This window comes from Vibrio aquaticus (genome assembly GCF_003970385.1).
Classification (GTDB): Bacteria; Pseudomonadota; Gammaproteobacteria; order Enterobacterales; family Vibrionaceae; genus Vibrio; species Vibrio aquaticus.
Genome location: NZ_RXZH01000002.1, coordinates 410,574 through 433,665 on the forward strand (window position 1 = coordinate 410,574; position 23,092 = coordinate 433,665).

Consider the following 23,092-nt stretch of genomic DNA (forward strand, 5'->3'; position numbering starts at 1 on the left):
GTCAACTTTTCGTGACACCTTAGTTAGGGACTCATTTGTGCGCCTAGAAGTTTCCTGTGAAGACAGACTTGGTCTGACTCGTGAATTACTCGATATTCTTGCTTCCAAAAGTATCGACCTCCGCGGCATCGAAATTGATGTAACGGGCATTATTTACCTAAACTGCCCAGATATCGATTTTGATACCTTTAGCGAGTTAATGGCTCAAATCCGCCGTATCTCGGGTGTAAAAGACGTTCGTAAGATTCAGTTTATGCCAATTGAACGTCATAACAATGAGCTTATTTCTCTTCTCAATAATCTCCCAGAGCCGGTTCTTGCCATCGATCTTAAAGGCAATGTCGACATGGCAAACCATGCGGCGTTAACCTTATTTGATAGTGAAGAAAGCGAGATTAACGGCCATCCGATTTCATCATTGTTGCCAAACTTCAACTTCTCCCACTGGGTTGAGGGAAACATCACTCGTAAGAGAGAAGAAGTGGTGGTGCGTGGTTTAGACTACATGATGGAAATCATGCCAGTTTACATTACCAACGAAGCGAGCGAATCGGTACTTGCAAGTACCGTAATGATTATTCGCTCAAGCCAAGACAAACCACTGTTTGATGAATCTTTACCCCTGCACAACAATCTTGGATTTGAACATTTTGTTGGCGTGTCGAACCGTCACAAAGCGTTGATCAGTCAGGCTAAAAAACTCTCAATGCTTGATCAGCCTTTATTGATTCAAGGTGAAACGGGGACGGGCAAAGAGATGCTGGCGCGTGCGTGCCATAATCGCTCGCACCGTGGGATGAACCCTTTCCTTGTCCTAAGCTGTGCCTCCATGCCAGACGATGTTGCTGAAACTGAACTGTTTGGTCACGCACCGGGCTCGTTCAACCATGAGCAAGGTCATAAAGGCATCTTTGAGCAAGCGAATGGCGGAACGGTTTTCCTCGACGAAATTGGCGAAATGAGCCCGCATCTGCAAATCAAACTACTGCGTTTGCTGCAAGATGGGACTTTCCGACGTGTTGGTGAAGAAGATGAGATTCATGTCGATGTTCGAGTGATCGCTTCCACGCGACATCACCTCGCTGACCTTGCTGAATCAGGCTCTTTCCGTGAAGACTTATTCTATCGTTTAAATGTTCTGACTTTGCAGATTCCACCGCTGCGCGAACGTTCGAACGACATCGCACCATTACTGGAGTTGTTTGTGGCAAAATACGTTTCTCAGTTGGGGATAGCGAAACCACAAATTGCGGATAGCCTTGTAGACCAACTAGTGAGCTACCAATGGCCAGGTAACATGCGCCAATTAGAAAATATGGTGCTTAGAGCGTTAACCGAGCTAGAAAGTGAAGACCTAACTGCGGATCTTTTCCACCTACCTCAGCTCGATACACCGAGTGCCAACGGTCCTGTATTGAGTCTAGATGGTTCGCTTGATGACATCATGAAGGATTACGAATCACAGGTACTGGAGCGACTTTATCAATCGTTCCCATCAAGCCGTAAGCTCGCCAAGCGTTTGAATGTGTCGCACACTTCCGTGGCAAATAAGCTACGCGAATATGGAATCCGTAAGAACTAAATGCAAAGAATCAGCACACCAACGCAGGTTTATGAGGTAGAGGGTGAGATCGTTCTACGTACTGCAGAGCCAACAGATGGTAAGTTAATCTCCGATTACTTTATTGCCAACAAAGAGCACCTTAAATCTTGGGAACCAAAGCGCGAAGAGGCGTTTTATACCGAAGCCGGTTGGACTCAGCGACTTGTTAAGTTGAATGAATTGCATCGAATGGGATTAGGTTACTACCTTCTTATCATCGATAGGCACACCAATGAAATGCTTGGGACCGTGTCGTTTAGCAACCTTTCTCGCTTTCCGTTCCATGCTTGTAATATGGGTTATTCTCTTGCAGATGGCGCTCAAGGGCGGGGCGTCATGACGGTAGCAGTGAAACTGGCCACGAACTATATGTTCCGGATCCAGAATATGCACCGCATCATGGCGAGTTATATGCCACGTAATAAACGTAGCGAGTCTGTGTTGGAACGCATTGGTTTTAAACAAGAAGGCTTTGCCGAAAAATACCTATTGATCAATGGTGAATGGGAAGACCATAACTTAACATCCTTGGTAAACCCAAATTGGGAGGAGCTTTAGATGGAAAGGTTAGAGAAACAACTGGCCCTCTTAATGGAGTTGGACCAACTTAAGTCTGTACTAAGACGCACACGTGTAAAGAGTGCAGAGAAACGGTTAGAGAATAGCGCAGAGCACAGCTGGCATGTGGCATTGATGGCAATTTTAATGGAAGAGCACGCCAATGCGCCTGTTGATATTGCCCGTGTCGTCAAAATGTTGCTTCTGCATGACATCGTTGAAATTGATGCTGGCGATACCTTTGTTTATGATGCAGTCGCTTCAGCCGAGCAAGAAGAGAAAGAACTTGCTGCAGCGACACGACTGTTTGGCCTGTTACCTGAAGAGCAGGGTAAGGAACTCCATGAGCTGTGGTTAGAATTTGAAAGTGCAGAGTCCGATGATGCCAAATTTGCTAAAGCTCTGGATCGAATTATTCCAATGCTGCTCAACTACCATAACCAAGGGCAAAGCTGGCAAGAGCACGGTGTAACACGCGAGCAAGCGTTAACCGTGAACCAGAAGATTGAGCTTGGTTCACAAGCGCTTTGGAACAAAGCGAAACAAATTATTGAAGAAGCGACCAAAAACGGTTGGCTTAAAGCCTAGTGCATTTAGAGGTTTATTAATGTCGTACTTAACGTTGGATGAATACCAAAGAAAATGGATCTTCACCCACCAGTCAATGCCGGTTCCTGACGCGGATCTAGAGGCAATAAAGCCGATGACACAACTGCGCGCATCGCAGCTTTGGCAAGAGAATATCAGCGTTCAAAGCCCAGATGCCGATCGATTTAGTTCATCAGATTGGCCAATGAAAGAGTCGAACTGGAAAGAAACCGTGAGCTGGATGAGCGAATGGGAATCGGATGAGGCTGATCTGCCGGAAGAGGTGCTTGCTTTTATCGATTGGCAAGACGACGTGACCGTTTACTTTTGCTACGAAAAATACAATGTGATTGAAACTAAGTGGTCAATCTTCAAAAAGCATTGGAAGAACTTCTTGTTCTATGATGATGGACCAGTCCTCATCGGTCGCCGTCGAAAAGAAGCGTTGTGGTTCGACAGTAAAGGTAATGTTAAGTTAGGCCATCGTAGCTAAACCCGAGAAAAGAGCAGTTTATCTGCTCTTTTTTATTTTGAGGGATCACTGAGAAGAACCATTGGTTATATTCTTTTATGCAACTTTGTGACTATTTGGTGTTGTGTCTATACTCAAACAGACAAACGCCTTCACAAGGATAAGCGATGGAAGACAAGATACTGCATTCCGTCATCGAGATTACGGAGCAGAGAAACAGTATTTCTTTAGGTCACTGCTTGATCGCGACGCTCTCCGAAATGCTGCCAATTTGCCAAGCGAGCTTAACACACTATATTGGAACGACCGCCATCGTGATTGCACACGTAGTTCGTGATAACGATAAGCAAGATTACCAATGGATTTATGATATACCAGCAAGCCACGTTTCCTGTCACGATCACCTTAATGAAACTATCTGTATTGAGAACGATGCGGCTGGAAACCACGTTTGGAAATGTCCTATCTCAATTTCTGATTGCAGTTCAGCGCTTCTTACCGTCACGATGACACAATCACCCGTGCAATATGAGTTGTTAATGGATGGTTTTGCAAAAATCTACCGTAACTACCTGGTTGTTTTGCATGAAAGTGAACGAGACAAATTGACGGGGTTACTCAATAGGCGAACTTTAGAAGAAAGGCTTTCGCAATGTTTCGGTGAACAGTCTGATCAAGGGGACGCCGTTGCTGTGTGGATTGCGATCTTAGATCTCGATCATTTTAAAGCTGTTAATGATCAGTTTGGACACATGATAGGGGATGAAGTGCTATTGATGTTTGCCCAGCAACTGCAAAACTTCTTTAGTCATCAAGAGCAATTGTTTCGCTTCGGAGGTGAAGAGTTCGTCATTATGTTTCCTCCTCAAGAGAAGCATCAAGTCTTAGAAGCCTTGGAAGCGTTCCGTTTGCTGATAGAAGCCTACCGCTTTCCACAAGTAAACCATGTTACTTTTAGTTGTGGATTGTGCTCAATTTCCCGCAGTCAATATTTGCCGACGATTCTGGATCACGCTGACAAAGCGCTCTACTTTGCGAAAGAGTCAGGGCGAAACCAAGTGAAGTGCTATGAAGATATGTATCAGGTTAACACTCGATCAAATGATGATGATCGACTAGACGAGGTGGAATTGTTCTAAATGATCAAAGTTGATCATCTAAGCCAATGAATTGTAAAGAGTCTAAAAGGGTGTAAATGTGACTTTAACCCCATATATTGCAGTTTTATTTACGTTTATACTGTAATTTGTTATCATTTTTGCGATTAGTTTAATTTAACAGTCAGTTTTGGCAAGAATATGAGTTTTGGGGGAGTGTGGTGAATTTAAATGTATCTCAATTACGTAATGACTTTTACGCGCGAATCCAAGCCGTGCAAGCTTACGCTCTGCCTCAAACAAAGCCGACATTGTCCTTACTTAGTGAAGAAGAACTGCGCGAGTTAGAAACGCTTTGGATTGAACTGTCTGTTTGGAAAAGTCAGCAAGACTAGAACATCGAAAGAATCCCGTTAAAACCTCACGATAACCTCGGTGAGGTTTTTTATTGCCTCAATAAAGAAATGTTATATTATAACAATTGTGAACTAAACGTTGAATTGTCGAGTATTAGTCCCCATAGTTAACAGCAAAGCGGAGCATTTAGATGAATGCCACGATAGATATAACAAAACCAGAGATTCAAGTGAGTATAGATATGGCGGAAGTAAGAGCCAGAGTCGATTTCAAAGTCGGTGCAAACAGTAACATCAACGCAGAGATTTTGTCGTTTCATGGATTGAAAACGGACAAAGAGCATGTTGCTGTGATTTTTAAACAAGCTGACAAGACTCAAGAAGCGCCACTGGTTCGAATGCACTCAGAATGTTTGACTGGTGATGTATTCCACTCTTCCCGATGCGATTGTGGTGAACAATTGGATGAAACCATTAATCGAATGGCGGAATCAGGCGGCATCATCCTTTACTTACGTCAAGAAGGCCGAGGTATTGGCTTGTACAACAAGATTGATGCCTACAAACTGCAAAGCCAAGGCATGAACACTTACGAAGCTAACAACCAGTTAGGCTTTGGTGACGATCTACGAGATTTCACTGAAGCGGCTCAGATGCTTCAAGCACTCGATATTAAATCGATTCGTCTTGTGACTAACAACCCGAAAAAGATTCGTGAACTAAAAGAACATGGCGTTGAAATTCAAGAAGTTGTCAATACATTGGCCCATGTAAAAGACGGCAACGAAAGCTACTTGCAAGCTAAAGCTGCGCACGGAAAGCACCAATTAGACGTCTAACGTACTGAAAAATATACGTTGATAAAAGCCTCACTTTTGTGAGGCTTTTTTGTTTGTCGCTTGCAAAAAAATTGTAACTTTGTATTATTCACACCCATAAGTGCAAATGATAATAATTAGCACTCACAAAGAAGAATAATTATTAAGCTCAACAAGGATGCTTTTTCATGAATGTAAAAACGCTATTAGCCCAATCTGTCGCGGCTTCACTTCTTATTGCCAGTGGTTCTACTTTTGCTGCTACTACCGTTACCAAAGAACAGGTAGTGGAGCACTACGCTGATGTTGCTCACGCGGTATTCGCTGACTCGCTAACGACGGCAAAGGCGCTTGATGCGTCAATCGAAACTTTCCTAGCAAACCCAACCGCTGAAAAGTTCGAGCAAGTAAAGCAAGTTTGGTTAGAGTCACGTGTTCCTTATCAACAGTCTGAAGTGTTCCGTTTTGGTAACGCTATTGTCGACGACTGGGAAGGGCAGCTTAATGCGTGGCCTCTGGATGAAGGTCTAATTGATTACGTTTCTGCTGACTACCAATATGAGCTTGGTAATGAAGGTGCGAACGCAAATATCGTCGCTAACACAAAACTAACGATTGGTGCATCAACTCTTGATGTGGCAAAAATTACCCCTGAACTGATCGCTGACCTGAACGAAGTCGGTGGTTCTGAAGCGAACGTAGCTTCAGGCTACCACGCGATTGAATTTTTGCTTTGGGGCCAAGACTTAAACGGCACTAACGCAGGTGCGGGTCAACGTGCTTACACAGACTTTGTTGTCGGCTCTGAATGTACAAACAATAACTGTGACCGTCGTGGTGATTTCCTAAAAGCAGCGGCAGAGCTTCTGATCCAAGACCTTGAGTGGATGGAGAACCAGTGGTCTGAAGGTGTGAAAGGCAACTACCGTGAAGAGCTACTCAATGATTCAGCAGACAATGGCTTACGCAAAATGCTGTTTGGCATGGGTTCACTTTCTCTAGGTGAGTTAGCGGGTGAGCGTATGAAAGTGGCGCTTGAAGCCAACTCAACAGAAGATGAGCACGACTGTTTCTCTGATAACACGCACAACTCTCACTACTACAATGAGCAAGGCATCTACAACGTTTACACTGGTCTGTACAAGCGTGAAGATGGCACTCTATTGTCAGGCCCAAGTCTACACGATCTAGTCGCTCAGAAAGACAAGCAAGCAGCGAAAGAAATTCAAAAGCAGTTTGATAACACGCGTTCTCAAGTAGGTGAGCTAGTGACATCAGCAGAAAAAGACGGCGAGTTCTTTGATCAGCTGATTGCTGCAGGTAACACACAAGGCAATGCGTTGGTTAATGACACCATCATGTCACTGGTTGCTCAGACAGTACAAATTGAGCGTGCTGCGAAAATCGTTGGCATCACAAGTCTGAATCCAGACACCGCAGACCACGAGTTTTAATCTGGACTGCAGCGAACACAAAGGGCTCATTTGAGCCCTTTTGATGTTTTAGAGATAAAGCTTTTTGAGAATTATTCCCATTTAAAACTTGCGGTTATTGGCCGGTAGTGAGTCATCAAAATGAAGTTGTACATCAAATCCGCTCTCACGAGTTTACTAATCTTTAGCACGTCGTCTTCAGTGTTAGCCTATGACGTTAAGTCAGGGGGTAATACTTCTGTGAAGAAAGATGGTGCGAATGCGTTCTCTTTGCCTGCGGGTAACCTACCAATGTCCAAGCGTTTGGATTTCAGTGTGGGTAACAGTTTTTTTAGAAACCCTTGGGTCCAAGCCCCTGCGTCTACTGACGCCCGTGATGGTCTAGGGCCACTGTTTAATACCAATGGTTGTCAAAACTGCCACATCAAAGATGGACGAGGGCACCCCCCTGAGCCGGGCGATCGCCATGCGGTGTCTATGTTAGTGCGTCTTAGTATTCCAGCAATGACACCGGCGCAGAAGAAAGCATTTATTAAAGATGGTGTGATTCCAGAGCCAACCTATGGTGGTCAACTTCAAGATTTCGCACTGCAGGATCACACGCCGGAAGGCAGCATTAAGATCACATACGACGATGTGCCAGTTAGATTTGCTGACGGTACCCAAGTCATGCTCCGTAAGCCGAATCTTTCCATTACCAATTTAGGCTATGGCGAGATGAACCCCAATACACAAATGTCAGCTCGTGTTGCACCACCAATGATTGGTCTTGGATTACTAGAAAGTATTCCTGATGAGACGCTAAAGGCGTGGGCTGATGAACAAGACCAAGATGGCGATGGCATCTCGGGCAAAGCAAACGTAGTTTGGGACGTACAAGCAAACGACTTTGCGATTGGTCGTTTTGGTTGGAAAGCAGGGCAACCTAATTTGATGCAGCAAAACGCTGCGGCATTTAATGGCGATGTCGGTTTAACAAGCCGCCTTTTCCCAAATGAGAATTGTACGGCGAATCAAACGATCTGTGCTGATTTACCCAATGGTGGTTCACCGGAAGTCAGTGACAATATTCTCGATTTTGTCGAGTTCTACTCGCAGCATCTAGCCGTGCCAATCCGTCGCAATGTCAATGATCCTCAAGTCAAACATGGTCAAGAACTGTTTGCGAAAGTCGGTTGTGACAGTTGCCACAAGACAGGCGTCAAAACGGGTGAACGAGAAGGACTACCTGCACTGTCGAATCAGATCATTCATCCCTATTCCGACATGCTTCTGCATGATATGGGACCAGGCCTTGCCGATAATCGCCCTGAGTATTTAGCGAATGGGCAAGAGTGGCGTACTCAACCTTTGTGGGGGCTTGGTTATACCGAGGAGGTAAATGGGCATACCAATTTACTTCATGATGGACGTGCTCGTAATGTGCTAGAAGCGGTGCTTTGGCATGGTGGCGAAGCCGAAGCTACGAAACAAAAAGTGCTTAAGTTCAATAAGAAAGAAAGAGAAGCCTTGGTCGCTTTCTTAAATTCGCTATAGGATCGAGTGATGAAGTACAAACAACTAGCCTTATCAGTGGCGGTTCTAACGGCGCTTAGTGGTTGTCAGACTAGCTCAGACACCAGCGATAAACCAGAAAAAACCAATCACCTTAGCCAAGGTGTTTACGAAGTCGAATATGGGTCTGCACAAGCTCTAGCGGCTCAGTCAAAAACGTTATCTCAAGTGATGTCATTTTACTGTGCCTCAAACACTGACATTGAGGCAGTGAAACAAACGTGGCATGAGACCATGGTTCGTTGGATGGCACTACAGGGGCAAGAACGAGGTCCTGAAGAAGCCTTGGCGCAAAGTTGGAATATCCAGTTTTGGCCAGACAAGAAGAATACAACGGGTCGCAAGATGAGTGCTTTGATTCGACAAGATCAATCAGCAACGCAAGAGGATATTGCCCAACAAAGCGTGACTGTACAAGGCCTTGGTTCAATTGAATGGCTGCTGTATGACAAAGGGTCAGATCTGATTGATAACGCACAAACTTGCTCAACGGCAACCTCTATTACGACCAATATTGAGTTAAATACGGCAAGCATTGCTCAGGCTTGGTCAACCAATCCATGGGTGGAACTGGATGAAAAACGGTGGGAGTCAGAATACATTGCGCTGCTTTCGAACCAGCTTGAGTACAGTATGAAGAAAATGAGCCGACCTCTGGCCAATTTTGGTAAGCCTCGCCCTTATTTTTCGGAGTCTTGGCGCTCAGAAACGTCTATGCAAAACCTAAAAGCCAATGTTGAAGCGATGCAAGCTCTCTACTTCGCGAATGGTCAGGGGCTTGATGCGCTGCTTAGAGAAAAAGGCAAAGCGGAGTTGGCTGATCGAATCGCTAATCAGTTTGCGATGACAGTCGAGACATGGCCTGCAGAACAGAGCTTGTTCTCAATGCTGCAAACCAAACCAGGCTATCAATATGCTTACTCACAGTACAATAAGCTAGAACAACTCAAGTACTTGATTCATGAAGAAGTAGCGATAGAGCTTGGGGTCATTATAGGGTTTAACGCAACAGATGGTGACTAATCAAACCAGACGTTCACTCTTGAAAGCCGCTCTATTTGGGGCGGCTTATCCTTTGGCAGGGTGTGTAACAACGTCACAGAAAACTCAGCAGCCAACGCTCATCGGGTGTTCGATTGTCGGTCGAGACCGATTCCAAGCCGTTGTTGCCGATGAAAATGGCTTGCCACTCAAAAGTATCGCACTCCCAGAGAGAGGGCATGGTGTGGCTTCGTGTTCAAAGCATCAGCATGCCGTCGCGTTTGGCCGCCGACCAGGGACCTTCTTTCAGGTCTTTGACTATGTAACGGGTGAGTCGATCAAGCTTCGAGCGGCAGACCACCATCGTCATTACTATGGTCATGGCGTGTTCTCCCATGATGGACAGTGGTTGTTTGCTACGGAAGGAGAGCGCAACACAAGCCGAGGCATTATTGGGGTTTATGACGTGATTGCGGGTTACGAAAAAGTCACCGAATTTACCGGTTTTGGTCTTGGGCCTCATGAAGTGATTCTTATGCCAGACGACTCCTTAGCGATTGGTGTCGGCGGCGTTCATACTAACGGCAGAGAGCCACTCAACCTAGATTCTATGTCACCAAGTCTTAGCTATTTGGATAAGAATGGAGAGCTGATCGAACAAGTTGGGTTGCCTGACCATAAATTGAGCATTCGTCACCTTGCTCATGATGGCTCCAAAACCGTGCTATGTGGCCAGCAATATCGCGGTGAACCGGATGAATATCCATCTCTGTTGGCCATGCACACATTAGGCGGTGAACTATTACCTTTACAAGCTGAGCCAGAGCAATGGGCGCGGTTTAATCACTACATTGCGAGCATTGCGGCGACGGATGAGTGGATTTTAGCCACGTCTCCCCGAGGGAACTGTTATGGTATTTGGTCTAAACACACTCGGAAGCTCGTTGAGCAGGCATCTCTGCCTGATGCCTCTGGTGTGGTCGTACAAGGAGATGTGTTCAAGGTGAGTTCTGGGGCGGGGGGCGTTGTCAGTCAACGTAGACCGGGGGACAAACACAGGATTCGCTCAGGTGTTCAATGGGATAACCACTGGTCAGTAATCAGTTAATACAGACGTTGATTTCTATGATCTTTACGACAGTCTCAAAAACAAGCCGTTTGACTATCGAATAACTCTGCCATACTTATAGTTCGACTCGATGAGGATGAGTAGATGGTCAAACGGATTTATTGGTTGTTGGTGGTGTGCTTGTTACCATCAACCACTTTTGCGAGTCAGTACTTCAATCAAATTGGATGGATAACGCCTGAAAGTCAGGTGCACAAGTTACTGCAATATCCTGACATATTGGATTCAATCTATCGTGACAATGATAACCAGCTTATTTGGTTTGATCTTCAACAGAGCAGTAAGCTTGAGTTTCAGCTCGAAGTCATTCAACAGGCCGGCTTTAGTTCGCTATTCAATCGTCAACTGAGTTATCTGAACTTTTACCGTAAAAGCAACCGTTGGTATGAATATGACTTGCTTGCGACAGACACTACGCTACTTTATTTAAGCTACGCCACATTAGCGCAATCACAGGGCAAAGATTGGTTCTTTGAACAACGACTAACCGGCACTCTTCCTCCTCCTCCAGTGAGCGTTCAAATCGCATTCAAACGCAGTGTCATCCACCAAGAGTTGGCCGAACTGATCGAATCTTTCACCCCAGACTCAGATGGTTACCACAACCTCATCGATACTTATCTGAACGTTGTTCGTTTTCAAAAATTGGATTTGCCGCTTTACCAGCAGTACGGATTGAAGCGAGTAGGCGACAAAATAGAGCAACGTGACGTCTTACTGCAGCGCCTCGCGATTGTTGATGTTGATTTGATTGACGTAGACAAAGAAGCCACTTGGTATGACAAATCTCTTGAGCCTGCGATTAAACAGTTCCAACGCCTTCATGGGCTGAAGCCTGATGGTGTCATTGGCCCGAATACCATTAAATGGATTAACTTACCGCTAGAGCAAAGACTGTCGACATTAGCCATTAACGCTGAGCGTATTCGATATTGGCCAACCGCTAGAGACACCATCATTGTCGTGAACGTGCCGAGCTTTGAAATGACCTACTGGGACGACGGGCAAGAAGTGTTTGAGTCGAAAGTGGTGGTCGGAAAAATTGCTCGGCCAACCCCACTAATGACGACTCGCCTAGACTCACTGATTCTTAACCCAACATGGAATGTGCCTTGGAAAATCATGGTTGAAGACATTATTCCGAAGGTTCAAGAGGATAGGGAATACCTTACTCGTCAGAACATCAAGATCATTCCGAAATGGGGTTCAAAAGATGAGATAAACCCAGACACCATAGATTGGGATAACTTGACACCAAGCGCCTTTCCTTATCGGATGACTCAGCTTTCAGGCAACCACAATGCTCTGGGGCTGTACAAGTTCAACACGCCAAACCGCCGCGCTATCTATCTACACGATACGCCAAGCAAAGGGCTATTTAGCGAAGAACAACGAGCATTTAGTTCTGGATGCATTCGTGTTGAAAACGCAGATGTATTTGCCAATAGACTCATTGATACCTATGGCGTGATCCGCGAAGAGAACGTAACGTCAGAGCCAAAATCAAATCACGCGATCCCGCTCAGAAATCGTATTCCAGTACATATCATCTATCAAACGGCATGGTATGAGGAAGGCAATGTCCACTATAGGGAAGACATTTACCGCCTAGACGGAAACAGTTTGATATAGCTGTTCACGGAAAATATTAATTTACATTTTTGTAGATTAATAATTTTGCTTTTTAGTTCAATAATTAAACGGATAATTATCCACTAAATGGCAAATTGAGCATACTTTATGCATTTGCACTTCATGAAAGAGTTATGTAGTGTCGCCACTCGACACTGTTCTGAAACTTATTTGTGAAGGTATTTTAACGTGGTTTTTTCCCGACGAGATTTTCTTAAACTGGCCGGAAGTGGCTTGGTTGTTGCGACTTGTGCACCAAGCGTAGCGTTTGCCTCTTATCCTGATCAACCTCGCTCTCTTGCTCTAACGAATTTGCATACACGAGAAGCATTAGAAACGTGTTACTTTGATGGTACCAAGTACGTAGCGAAAGAGTTGGGTCGTTTGAATCATTTGTGTCGTGACTTTAGACGCAACGAAGTCCACCCAATGGATAAGCGATTGTTTGATCATATTAGTCAAATTCAACAGGAACTCGGCGTTCAAGCTGAAGTTGAAATCATTTCTGGCTACCGCTCTCCGGCAACGAATGAAGCGTTGCGTGGCAAATCTAGCGGTGTAGCGAAAAAGAGCTATCACATGCTAGGCCAAGCGATCGATTTTCGTTTGGATGGCGTAAACCTAAAACGTGTCCGTGATGTCGCACGTGAGCTCAAGTTTGGTGGAGTAGGCTACTACCCAGGAAGTAACTTTATCCATGTTGATACTGGACCGGTTCGTTACTGGGCATAATGCCTGTCAGTGTCGCTTTGGGAGTTGTCAAAAAGCGGCGCTAATGTCATAGTTCAGCCAGTTTGGAAATCTCACAAGGTTAATGTATGTCTCTTCAGTATCAAGTTGTTCCTGTTACTTCCTTTTCTCAAAACTGCTCTATTGTTTGGTGTGATGAAACAATGGAAGGGATCGTTGTCGATCCAGGCGGTGATGTTAAGCAACTGGCGATGCTGATTAAAGAACTTGGCGTTAAAGTGGTAAACCTTGTGCTGACACATGGTCACCTTGATCATGTGGGTGGTACAGAGCCGCTTGCTCGTGAACTTGGCGGCGTTGGTATTGTTGGCCCTCATAAAGACGACAACTTCTGGTTACAAGGTCTTGAAGGTCAAAGCCAAATGTTTGGTTTTCCACTAACAGAAGCGTTTGAACCTGATCAATGGTTAAACGAAGGCGATAAAATTACATTTGGCAATCAAGTTATCGATGTGATTCATACTCCGGGACACACTCCAGGTCACGTTGTGTTGTTTAGCGATGACGCTAAGTTGGCATTTGTTGGTGACGTGCTGTTTAACGGCTCGGTTGGTCGTACAGATTTCCCGAAAGGGGACTTCGATACTCTGATTAACTCGATTAAGAGCAAACTATGGCCGCTGGGCAATGACGTTCGCTTTGTTCCGGGTCACGGCCCTGAGTCTACGTTTGGTCGTGAACGTGCGTCTAACCCATTTGTGGCGGATGAAATGCCGTTGTACTAAACACTGTGTACAGTTGAATGGAAGGTCGCTCAGTGCGGCCTTTTTTGATCTTGCCAGAAATAGGCAAGTTGGAGCTGCTTTAGCTGGGATCTCGGTTAGCTGCGGCCAAGTATCGTCTAGTTATCCCAACAAACTCTTCTGCTTCTCGGTCGAGGTCCTGGGCTGAAATGAAGATGTCGTAATCGAAGTATTCGCGTTGGTAGGCCATCCGATTGGCGAGCATCGCTTGTAGCCCAGTAAATTGTTGGCCTTGACTGCTGCTATAGCGACTAGAGTCTAAAACGATATCTTCAAAACGTTCGACCTGTTGATACTGCTTCGCACCCACATAGAGTAGGGCTCTTTGGCTCAGTAGGATTTCAGTGGCAATTCGTGGACAGATGCTCGTTAGGTAGGGAGAATAATGCTTAAGCTTGATCCCGATCCAAGGCAGGGGTTGATGCCAACCTTCCTGCTCATACGTGCACACGCCAATTTTACTGACATTACTCCATTGTACGACCCATCCTCCTTTAAACAGGTGTTGCTGAAAATGTGTCGCTGTCAGCGTGAAACGTACGGTGCTTTTTAGTATTAACACATAGCCAAAGCCGATCAGTGCAGCAAAGGCGACAATGGTTAGAACCGCTTGTTGCCAACTTGGGAAATAAAGTAGAAGGACCAAACTGGAAATCGCCGACATTCCAGCTAACCAACGGAGCGTCACTGTCGAGAAAATAAAGGGCTGATTGGTGAGGTGAATGGTTTCCATCAAGACTCCACTTTTACCAATAACGGACATCTGTTTATATAATCAGTAGTTTAACTTGTTTCATTATCTCTATTGATTAAATTGTAGCCTCACATTGAGATATCACGTATTTTTGTGGCAGAAAGCACCTTATACCCTGTAAATACGACCAAATTTTTGGTATAAATCGCGCTTCAAATTTTCACCACTGCTCCGTATGCAGTGAAATGGAGAAATACTCGATGAGACTTGCTCATAAGCGTAAAGTGCAGCTAAAACTGCAAAAGCGCATTAAGGCGACAGTTGCGAAAGTTGAAGCAACAAAGAAAGCTAAGCCTGCAGTTGAGAAAAAAGTAGCGGCTAAACCAGCTGCGGAGAAAGTTGTAGCTGCGGCTAAAACAACTGACGTTGCGCTTACTCCAAAGCAGCAACAAGTGCTAGATATCGTTGTTAGCAACGCTGAAGGTATCAACCCTAAAGGTATCGGTCTAGCAGCTGGTCAAGAAGATGCAAAAGCGGCTTCTTGGGCAACAGGCGCTCTTAAAAAACTTCTAGAAGAAAACCTAGTAGTGAAAGAGCAACTAGCAGGCAACAAAGTTATCTACAAAGCAGTTTAATTGCCTCTAGCTCAATCCAGCTTATTGGATTACAAACCTTGAGAGCCTCGACATTGTCGGGGCTTTTTCATCTCTGTCATTTATGCGTTGGTCACACTTCTAACTATTTCATCAATAAATTCACTGATCTCATCACTACGTATTTCCCTCAGTTTTTTGATGAACCCAATTATCCTAACATATTGTTTTAAATTCATTATGTTTCTAAGGGGTCATTGTTCTTACGTGTTACTACGTACGCCTTTAGTCTAATTTTTAAAGACAGTGTTAAATTTTCTCCGTGTTCACGCTGATTTCTTCTTGCCCAATGATATTCCACTCTATCAGTGAGAAAGAACCTATATCAGTGAGACAGACACTACTTGAAGGTAGAGTCTGATAACAAAGGAAGTGAACATGAGATCATTGAATTCATCCCTAAAGAAAGTGGTACAGGGCAGTTTGGCTGTCATTGCATCTTCAGCCTTATTGGTTGGTTGTGGACAAGAAGAAAAACAAGAGACAAAAGCGGCAAGTCAGCCAGACAAGGTGTACAAACTGAAACTGGCAGAAACTTGGGGGCCGAATTTCCCAGTCTTTGGTGATGCAACGAAAAACATGGCTGCAATGGCAGAGAAAATGTCGAATGGTCGCCTAGTGATCACAATTGACTCTTCGAACAAGCACAAAGCGCCATTGGGCATCTTTGATATGGTTAAGTCAGGTCAGTACGACTTGGGCCACTCTGGTTCTTATTACTGGAAAGGCAAAGTGCCAAACACGCTATACTTCACTTCAATGCCATTTGGTATGACACCAGCTGAACAATACGCATGGTTCTACCATGGTGGTGGTATGGAGCTGATGGATCAGGTGTACTCTCCACACAATCTTCTTTCTTTCCCTGGTGGTAACACAGACATTCAGATGGGTGGCTGGTTCCAAAAAGAAATCAACTCAGTCGAAGACTTGCAAGGTCTTAAGATGCGTATCCCTGGTTTCGCTGGCGAGATCTTAGCGGAGCTAGGCGCTAAACCAACCAACATTGCCCCAGGTGAACTATACACCTCTTTAGAACGCCGCACGATTGATGCACTAGAGTGGGTTGGTCCATCGCTAGATTTACGTATGGGTTTCCACAAAATTGCCCCTTACTACTACACAGGTTGGCATGAGCCAGGTTCAGAGCTTCAATTCCTAGTTAACAAGCGTGTTTACGAAGGTCTACCTGAAGATCTACAAGAAATCTTACGTGTAGCAATGCGCACAGCCGCTTACGATATGTACACTCAAGCAACGCACGAAAGTGGTAAGAACTGGGTGTCAATGAAGTCTGAGTATCCTGATGTACAGGTTAAAGACTTCCCACCAGCAGTAATGAGTGCTCTTAAAGAAGCGAATGACCGTCTATTGGCGAAGCACGCAGAGAAAGACGAATTGGCGAAAACCATTCAACAGTCTCAAGCTGACTACCTACAGCAGGTACGTTCGTGGACAGATATTTCTCACCGCGCTTACTTAAACAGCCAAGCTCAATAATAACCAATATGGAATAAGTGACATTGTCACTTGTTCCAGCTCAAGCCCAAGAAATACATTACCTAAGAGCGCCACATTAAAGTGGCGCCATTTTCAAATTCCACGGAGTAAGGAATGAGAAGCCTAATCTATATCGAGCGAGTGTTTAATCGCTTTGGTGACTTCCTCGGGTGGTTATCAAGCATCTTGTTTATCCTATTACTACTGAACGTAGTGTATGACGTTGTGATGCGTTATGTATTCAACGATGTTTCCATTGCCTTTCAAGAAATGGAATGGCATCTATTCTCAGCCGTGTTCTTACTCGGTGTACCTTACGCGATTAAAGCGGGCGGACATGTGCGCGTTGACCTTTTCTACGAGCGTTTATCGCACAAAGCTCAGGCAATCATTGATTTGCTAGGCACGCTGATATTCCTGTTACCTTTTTGCTTACTTGTTTCGTACTACGGCATTGGCTTCGTTAAAGAAAGTTATCTGTTAGGCGAGACTTCCGGCGATCCTGGCGGGTTACCTTATCGCTGGATCATTAAAGGCATGATCCCTTTGTCGTTCTTATTTATGGCGATCAGCGGCATTGGCTTGCTGTTGCACTCTCTCAATAAGATCTTCAACCCTCACCTCATCTATTCACAAGAGCAGAAATAAGGAGACAGTCATGGTTGGTATTGTCATGTTTTTTGTAGCCTTGTTTGCTTTGCTGCTTGGCTTTCCGGTGGCGTTTACCTTTGGTGGTATCGCGCTTATCTTTGGTGTTTGGGCTGAAGGCATGGAGATGTTTGCCTTTATGCCTTACCGCATCCAGTCGATCATGGAAAATACGGTTCTGATGGCCGTTCCGTTGTTCGTCTTTATGGGCCTTGTGTTGCAGAAGACACGTCTGGCTGAACAGTTATTGGAGTCGATGGGCAAACTGTTTGGTGGGGTTCGCGGTGGTATCGCAATCTCGACTGTATTAGTTGGCGCGTTATTGGCGGCTTCAACGGGTGTGGTTGGTGCGTCGGTGGTGGCAATGGGCCTTATCTCATTACCAGTGATGCTCAAGTACAACTACGATAAAGGCTTAGCCTGTGGCACCATCTGTGCGTCAGGCACATTGGGCCAAATCATTCCTCCATCTATTGTTCTTATTCTGCTTGGTGACGTGTTAGGTGTACCGGTTGGGGATCTTTTCCAAGCGGCAGTATGGCCTGGTTTGGTTCTGGTTGGCGCGTATGTCATTTACATTCTTATCTATGCGAAGCTAAACCCTGAAGCAGCGCAGCCCATTCCAAGTGATGGCACCATTAGCCGTAAACAAGAAGTGATAACGGCACTCAAAGCTGTGATCCCGCCGCTAGCGTTGATTGTTGTGGTTCTGGGTTCTATCTTTGCCGGTGTTGCTACGCCAACCGAATCGGCGGCTCTAGGCGGTGCTGGGGCGATTGTTCTAGCTCTGCTATACCGTCAGTTTAGTTGGTCGATGGTGTATGAAGCGTCAAAAGAGACCGTAAAAGTGACCGCGATGGTATTTGCTATTTTGTTGGGTGCAACGGCATTCTCAATGGCCTTTACGTATACAGGTGGTGATGAGTTAGTCGAACATTGGATGACGCAAATTCCGGGTGAGAAGTGGGGTTTCTTGATCATCACGATGTTGGTCATTTTGATCTTAGGTTTCTTCATCGACTTCGTGGAAATCTGTTTCATCATCGTCCCAATTTTGGCACCAGTGGCTGAAATTATGGGCATTAACATGACATGGTTTGCGATCTTGATTGCGATGAACCTACAAACGTCGTTCTTAACCCCACCTTTTGGTTTCAGCTTGTTCTACCTAAAAGGAGTCGCACCAAAAGGGGTGACGACTCGAGACATCTACCGCGGTGTGATGCCATTTATCGCGATTCAGATTCTCGTCTTGGCAAGCTTGTTGGTGTTCCCAGAATTTTATGGAATGTGATCGCTAAGTTACGAAAATAGGCTCAGTCCTGATACAGTGGGGCTGCTTACCAAGGTGGTGAGCAGCCCCTGTTATTTTGGAGGAAAGGAATGCCTCTTCAAGCCAAGTTGATCTTACTCAGCCTATTGCCATTGCTGTTAGTCACAGCGATGACGAGTTGGATCGCGATTCATCAAGCGAAAACGCTGGGTGATAAAGAAGTGCAGATCTTTGAAGATGGCTTAATCCGTTCAAAAGAGACCGCACTGAAAGATCATGTCTCGCTCGCCTTTGATGCCATCTCTCATATTTATAACGACACCAGCTTGCCCAAAGAGGCCGCGCAAGCAGAGGTTAAAGCGATTCTTTCCAAGCTGCGTTACGGCAAAGATCAAGATGGCTACTTCTTTGTTTACGATGAGTCTGGAACCAACCTTGTCCACCCAATTCTACCTGACCTAATTGGCCAAAACTTACTGCATATTCAAGATGAAAATGGCAATCACCTGATTGAATCTCTTCTTTATCAAGCTAAGACTGGCGGTGGGTATCACCGATATTTATGGCAGAAACCATCTACGGGCGTTAACGTTCCTAAGCTCAGTTATGCCGCTTGGTTAGACAAATGGAACTGGATGATCGGCACTGGGTTATACATTGAAGACATTGCTTATGAAGTGGCGAAGTTAAAGTCTGAGGTAAACAAAAACATCGAAACGACCTTTTTCTCGGTCATTGTCATTGTGAGCGTGACAGTGGGCGTCATTGTGGTGATCACTCTCGCGGTCAATCTACACGAACATCGACTCGCCGATAAAAGCTTAAAAGAGTTGGCCCACAAAACGGTGATGTTCCAAGAGGATGAGAAGAAGCACCTCGCCAGAGAGCTGCACGATGGTATCAATCAGTTGCTGGTCTCGAGTAAATGCCACCTAGAACTGCTAGCGAGTAAAATTGATGACGAGCCACTACAACAACACATTTCTCAATCTCAACAATCGCTCATGACTGCAATCAATGAAGTTAGGCATATCTCGCATAACTTAAGACCCAGCGCACTTGATGATATCGGCCTTGAAGCGGCACTCAACAGTTTGCTCTTGGATTTCAAAGCTCACTCGGGCGTGTCGATTGAGGCCTCTCTTTCGACCCAGAAAGGCAAGTTGAAGTCAGAAATTGCGACCACCTTGTACCGTGTGGCTCAGGAGTCGCTGACCAACATTGAAAAGCATGCCAGTGCAAACAAAGTCAGCGTGGTTTTGCAGCAGATGGGCAATATGCTCCAGCTGATTATTACCGATGACGGGGTCGGGTTTGACGTTAATACTGCGCTTCGCAAGCAGGGGATCGGGCTTAGAAACATGCGTGAACGGGTAGAGTTCATTGGTGGTGATTTTGAAATTGAAAGTGACCTAGGATTTGGCACTGAAATTACCGTATTACTTGAATTGGATGGATTGGTGTATGGATAACCCAATTAAAGTGGTGATTGTTGATGATCATCAAGTGGTATTAGATGGCTTTATTGCACGTTTGCAGACAGAAGCTGATATTGAAGTGATTGGCTCAGCAAGCAATGGATTGGAAGCTATTGATGTGGTTAAGCGCCTTTGTCCAGATGTGGTATTGATGGATGTGAGCATGCCGGTCATGAATGGTATTGATGCCACACAAATCATCAAAGACGCGCAACCAGATGTCAAAGTGCTGATGCTGACCATGCACGACAACCGAGAATACATCATGAAAGTGATGCAGGTTGGGGCTGTGGGCTATATGCTCAAAGAGATCTGTGCTCAGCGCATGGTTCAAGCGATAAAAACCGTCTATCTAGGCTCGACCTATTTTTGTGAATCAGCGACACAAACGCTTTTCTCACAAGAAGTCATTCCCTCTATTCAAAAACCAAACCCACTTAGTCGCCGAGAAGAAGCGGTATTGAAGCTGGTGGCAGAGGGGAACAGCAGCAAGAAAATCGCGACCTTGCTGAATATCAGTTATCGAACGGTTGAGACTCATCGACAAAACATCAAACACAAGCTGGATCTTCATAGTACGGCTGAACTGGCTAAATTTGCTCTCGAACAGGGGATAGTCAGTTAGCTAATCATAAATATGAAAAATATGTCGATAACATCTATTTCACATGCCGTCAGGTATCTTTCCCTGGTCCCTACAGAAAAGTCCAAAGGAAAGAACAATGAAAAAGCAGCTTATCGCATCTCTAGTTTCACTTATTTGTGCCGCAGGCGCTCATGCGAATGCAGACCTTACCTCTCAAGATACGAACAAGGCGAACCATGAGAACTTTCGTGGTGCGTCTCATATTGTTGCTAACCAAGAAAACTGGTACCGCGAACTTCGCCTAGAAGATTGGAACAAAATGGGTGTGACAACGGCGGACGTTGACGCAGTACTGGAGCATATCAATGGTGGTTTAACTTTGCGTGACCAAAGCAATGACAACAAAGCAGGTTACTGGACTTACGAGTTCTCTAAGCAGGCTCAACACCATTTTGATTTAGCGAACAAAGGTACAGACGCTGCAACCAACTACCGCAAAGCATCAACATTGTGGATGATTGCAAGCTACCCAAATCTGCATACCGATCATGAACTGGCGGCGCTAGACAAATCCGTTGATGCGTATGTACTGGCCGCGACAGCCTCAGGTGAAAAGGTGGAGCGTGTTGAGTTTCCATTGGCTGACGGCGGCAGCGCAACTGGCCTTCTGCATTTACCGAAAGACAAATCTGACAACCTAGCGGCTGTGCTTTGGACTGGTGGTGTAGATAAGAGCTTAGTGGAACACAAAAAATCCATTGACCAAGTGGTAGAGCGTGGTTTTGCTGTACTGTCGTTTGATATGCCGGGTGCGGGCCTTAACCGTAACAACGTGATGTCAGTAGGCACTGAAACACTGACTCACGATGGCGCATTAGCATTTATCAAAGCCGATAAGCGTATCAATAGTGACCGTATTGGCGCACTCTCTTCATCGGGCGCAGGTATTCCGCTAATGGAATTTGCAATCAAGCAGCCAGAGCTTAAAGCAGTTGTCGCGCGTTGTACGGTTGTTGATGGTTTATTGACAAAACCTTTCTTGTTCCCAGAGCTGCCGCTCATGACGTCACAGTCGTTTGGTACTCGTGTTGGTGCTGATATTAATGACCTAGAAAGCTTTGGTCAGTTTACGGTGCCACTGTCACTGAAAACAAAGGGCTACTTTGATGGCAAAACGCGTATGGATACACCACTACTTGTGATCAACACATCAGATGATATGGTTTCATCTCCAGAAGATATGAAGAAAACAGCCGCCTTATCGTCTCAAGGTAAAGTGGAGTTTTATGGCGATGAAGGCCACTGTCCAGAAGGAAAGGCAGCAGAAGAGGCGATTACCCAGTTCCTAACCAGCAACATCTAAACGTTGAGTTGATAATTTAGCCAGAGCAGCCTTGCTCTGGCTTTTTTGTAATGAATGTAAGTCTTTTCGGGGAAGGGGAAGACAAGTGATAGAATGCTTCGACACTCATAAAAACGAATAACTATGCCCTTTCCAAAAAACATACACAGTGACTATCACGCTCACATCTACTTTGATGAATCAACCTCTGACGAAGCGCAGCAACTCCGCCAAGCGGTGAGTGAACAATTCGATCTGTCGGTTGGCCGCTTTAACCAAAAAAATGTCGGCCCACATCTGAAGTGGAGTTTCTCGATTACGTTTACTCACCAAGATTTCGAGCAATTGATCCCTTGGCTAGAAGCACACCGACGCACCTTCTCAGTGCTCGTTCATGCGCTGACGGGTGATGACATTAAAGATCATACTGATTTTGCTTATTGGCTTGGTGAACCGGTTCCTCTAAATCTCTCTAGCTTGTAGCTTGTAGCGTGCAGGGTTGCTTTGTCGTCACGACAAGAAACCTGAATTGTGCGAGATTGGCTGACTTGTGTATAAGGCGTCCTCACTTTTAAGTTTGGATACCAACGCGACATGAATCAATTGATCGATGCGCTATTTACGCAAGGCTACTATGTTTGGGATGATTTTTTAAGCGAAGAGGAAGTTGCGCAGCTTAGGGACTCAATACCTGAAGATTGGAACAAAGCGCGTATTGGTCGTAATGATGACGTGATGCGTGAGAGCTCCATTCGCAGTGATAAAATCCAATGGCTAACACGTGACATGGGGCAGCCGGTTGCAGGTTTCCTTGATAAGATGGAGCAAATCCGCTTAGAAGCTAACCGCCATTTCTTCTTAGGGTTGTTTGAGTATGAAGCGCATTTTGCCAAATATGAAAAAGGCGATTTTTACCAAAAGCATTTAGATTGCTTCAAAGGTAATGAAAATCGCCGCTTAACGACCGTGTTCTATATGAACGAATCGTGGTCTGAAGAAGATGCAGGTGAGCTGGTGGTTTACGATCTTGATGACAATAAGATCGCAACCATTCCTCCGAGAGCGGGGCGTTTGTTTGTCTTTTTCTCTGAGCAGTTCCCTCACGAAGTGCTGCCGACAAACGCCGAGCGATTCAGTATTGCCGGCTGGTTCCGTGTTAACGGTGTTAAGAACAACCAATTAGATATCGCACACTGATCGAACG

24 protein-coding genes are annotated in these 23,092 nt (G+C 45.3%); 23 read left to right on the forward strand and 1 reads right to left on the reverse strand.

The window, feature by feature from the left end:
- Positions 1-37: 37 nt before the first annotated feature.
- The 14 genes from tyrR to EJ063_RS07835 all read left to right on the forward strand — a co-directional run bounded on the left by tyrR (position 38) and on the right by EJ063_RS07835 (position 13,696).
- The gene (gene tyrR, locus EJ063_RS07775; RefSeq protein ID WP_126573646.1) at positions 38-1,582 is read left to right on the forward strand and encodes a transcriptional regulator TyrR; all 1,545 of its coding nucleotides are present in this window, start codon (positions 38-40) and stop codon (positions 1,580-1,582) included.
- Entirely contained in the window at positions 1,583-2,161 is a 579-nt protein-coding gene (gene rimJ, locus EJ063_RS07780; protein WP_126573648.1) for a ribosomal protein S5-alanine N-acetyltransferase, read from the forward strand.
- Positions 2,162-2,749 carry an HD domain-containing protein gene (locus tag EJ063_RS07785; protein ID WP_126573650.1) on the forward strand — a complete coding sequence of 196 codons (588 nt, stop codon included), beginning with the start codon at positions 2,162-2,164 and terminating at the stop codon, positions 2,747-2,749. It begins immediately after the preceding gene.
- 19 nt (positions 2,750-2,768) lie between these two features.
- Positions 2,769-3,242 (forward strand): DUF2947 domain-containing protein, encoded by a 474-nt coding sequence (locus EJ063_RS07790; RefSeq protein WP_126573652.1) that lies wholly within the window; start codon positions 2,769-2,771, stop codon positions 3,240-3,242.
- 146 nt (positions 3,243-3,388) lie between these two features.
- A complete protein-coding gene (locus EJ063_RS07795; protein WP_126573654.1) occupies positions 3,389-4,360 on the forward strand; it encodes a GGDEF domain-containing protein in 972 nt (323 codons plus the stop codon).
- A 179-nt stretch (positions 4,361-4,539) separates the two neighbouring features.
- On the forward strand, positions 4,540-4,713 hold the full coding sequence (locus EJ063_RS21005) for a hypothetical protein (protein WP_167469888.1): 174 nt from the start codon (positions 4,540-4,542) through the stop codon (positions 4,711-4,713).
- Positions 4,714-4,865: 152 nt separating this feature from the next.
- A complete protein-coding gene (locus EJ063_RS07800) occupies positions 4,866-5,513 on the forward strand; it encodes a GTP cyclohydrolase II (RefSeq protein ID WP_126573656.1) in 648 nt (215 codons plus the stop codon).
- 167 nt (positions 5,514-5,680) lie between these two features.
- Positions 5,681-6,946, forward strand: a complete 1,266-nt coding sequence (locus EJ063_RS07805; protein ID WP_126573658.1) for an imelysin family protein — start codon at positions 5,681-5,683, stop codon at positions 6,944-6,946.
- Between the two features lie 120 nt (positions 6,947-7,066).
- A complete protein-coding gene (locus tag EJ063_RS07810; RefSeq protein WP_126573660.1) occupies positions 7,067-8,461 on the forward strand; it encodes a di-heme oxidoreductase family protein in 1,395 nt (464 codons plus the stop codon).
- A gap of 9 nt (positions 8,462-8,470) precedes the next feature.
- Positions 8,471-9,502, forward strand: coding sequence for an imelysin family protein (locus EJ063_RS07815; protein WP_126573662.1), 1,032 nt, complete (start codon positions 8,471-8,473; stop codon positions 9,500-9,502).
- Complete coding sequence (locus tag EJ063_RS07820; RefSeq protein WP_126573664.1) at positions 9,492-10,568, forward strand: DUF1513 domain-containing protein; 1,077 nt, start codon at positions 9,492-9,494, stop codon at positions 10,566-10,568. The genes EJ063_RS07815 and EJ063_RS07820 overlap by 11 nt, the downstream gene beginning before the upstream one ends.
- Before the next feature lie 105 nt (positions 10,569-10,673).
- Entirely contained in the window at positions 10,674-12,221 is a 1,548-nt protein-coding gene (locus EJ063_RS07825) for a L,D-transpeptidase family protein (RefSeq protein ID WP_126573666.1), read from the forward strand.
- Positions 12,222-12,410: 189 nt separating this feature from the next.
- Complete coding sequence (gene mepK / locus EJ063_RS07830) at positions 12,411-12,953, forward strand: peptidoglycan L,D-endopeptidase MepK (protein WP_126573668.1); 543 nt, start codon at positions 12,411-12,413, stop codon at positions 12,951-12,953.
- An 86-nt stretch (positions 12,954-13,039) separates the two neighbouring features.
- Entirely contained in the window at positions 13,040-13,696 is a 657-nt protein-coding gene (locus EJ063_RS07835) for an MBL fold metallo-hydrolase (RefSeq protein ID WP_126573670.1), read from the forward strand.
- A gap of 79 nt (positions 13,697-13,775) precedes the next feature.
- Here the strand turns inward: EJ063_RS07835 and EJ063_RS07840 are convergent, their stop codons facing one another.
- Entirely contained in the window at positions 13,776-14,447 is a 672-nt protein-coding gene (locus EJ063_RS07840; RefSeq protein ID WP_126573672.1) for a DUF2982 domain-containing protein, read from the reverse strand.
- A gap of 221 nt (positions 14,448-14,668) precedes the next feature.
- Between EJ063_RS07840 and EJ063_RS07845 the strand changes: the two genes are divergently transcribed.
- The 9 genes from EJ063_RS07845 (at position 14,669) to EJ063_RS07885 (ending at position 23,085) form a co-directional block, all read left to right on the forward strand.
- Positions 14,669-15,043, forward strand: coding sequence for a MarR family transcriptional regulator (locus tag EJ063_RS07845; RefSeq protein ID WP_126573674.1), 375 nt, complete (start codon positions 14,669-14,671; stop codon positions 15,041-15,043).
- 396 nt (positions 15,044-15,439) lie between these two features.
- Positions 15,440-16,561: a TRAP transporter substrate-binding protein gene (locus tag EJ063_RS07850; RefSeq protein WP_126573675.1), complete on the forward strand. Its 1,122-nt coding sequence runs from the start codon at positions 15,440-15,442 to the stop codon at positions 16,559-16,561.
- A gap of 114 nt (positions 16,562-16,675) precedes the next feature.
- Positions 16,676-17,209 carry a TRAP transporter small permease subunit gene (locus EJ063_RS07855; protein WP_126573677.1) on the forward strand — a complete coding sequence of 178 codons (534 nt, stop codon included), beginning with the start codon at positions 16,676-16,678 and terminating at the stop codon, positions 17,207-17,209.
- 10 nt (positions 17,210-17,219) lie between these two features.
- Positions 17,220-18,503, forward strand: a complete 1,284-nt coding sequence (locus EJ063_RS07860) for a TRAP transporter large permease (RefSeq protein WP_126573678.1) — start codon at positions 17,220-17,222, stop codon at positions 18,501-18,503.
- An 89-nt stretch (positions 18,504-18,592) separates the two neighbouring features.
- Entirely contained in the window at positions 18,593-19,954 is a 1,362-nt protein-coding gene (locus EJ063_RS07865; protein WP_126573680.1) for a cache domain-containing protein, read from the forward strand.
- Entirely contained in the window at positions 19,947-20,585 is a 639-nt protein-coding gene (locus EJ063_RS07870; protein ID WP_126573682.1) for a response regulator, read from the forward strand. The genes EJ063_RS07865 and EJ063_RS07870 overlap by 8 nt, the downstream gene beginning before the upstream one ends.
- 97 nt (positions 20,586-20,682) lie before the next feature.
- A complete protein-coding gene (locus EJ063_RS07875) occupies positions 20,683-21,909 on the forward strand; it encodes an alpha/beta hydrolase (RefSeq protein ID WP_158675995.1) in 1,227 nt (408 codons plus the stop codon).
- Between the two features lie 123 nt (positions 21,910-22,032).
- Positions 22,033-22,371 carry a DOPA 4,5-dioxygenase family protein gene (locus tag EJ063_RS07880; protein ID WP_126573685.1) on the forward strand — a complete coding sequence of 113 codons (339 nt, stop codon included), beginning with the start codon at positions 22,033-22,035 and terminating at the stop codon, positions 22,369-22,371.
- Between the two features lie 111 nt (positions 22,372-22,482).
- Positions 22,483-23,085, forward strand: coding sequence for a 2OG-Fe(II) oxygenase (locus tag EJ063_RS07885; protein ID WP_126573687.1), 603 nt, complete (start codon positions 22,483-22,485; stop codon positions 23,083-23,085).
- Positions 23,086-23,092 lie beyond the last annotated feature (7 nt).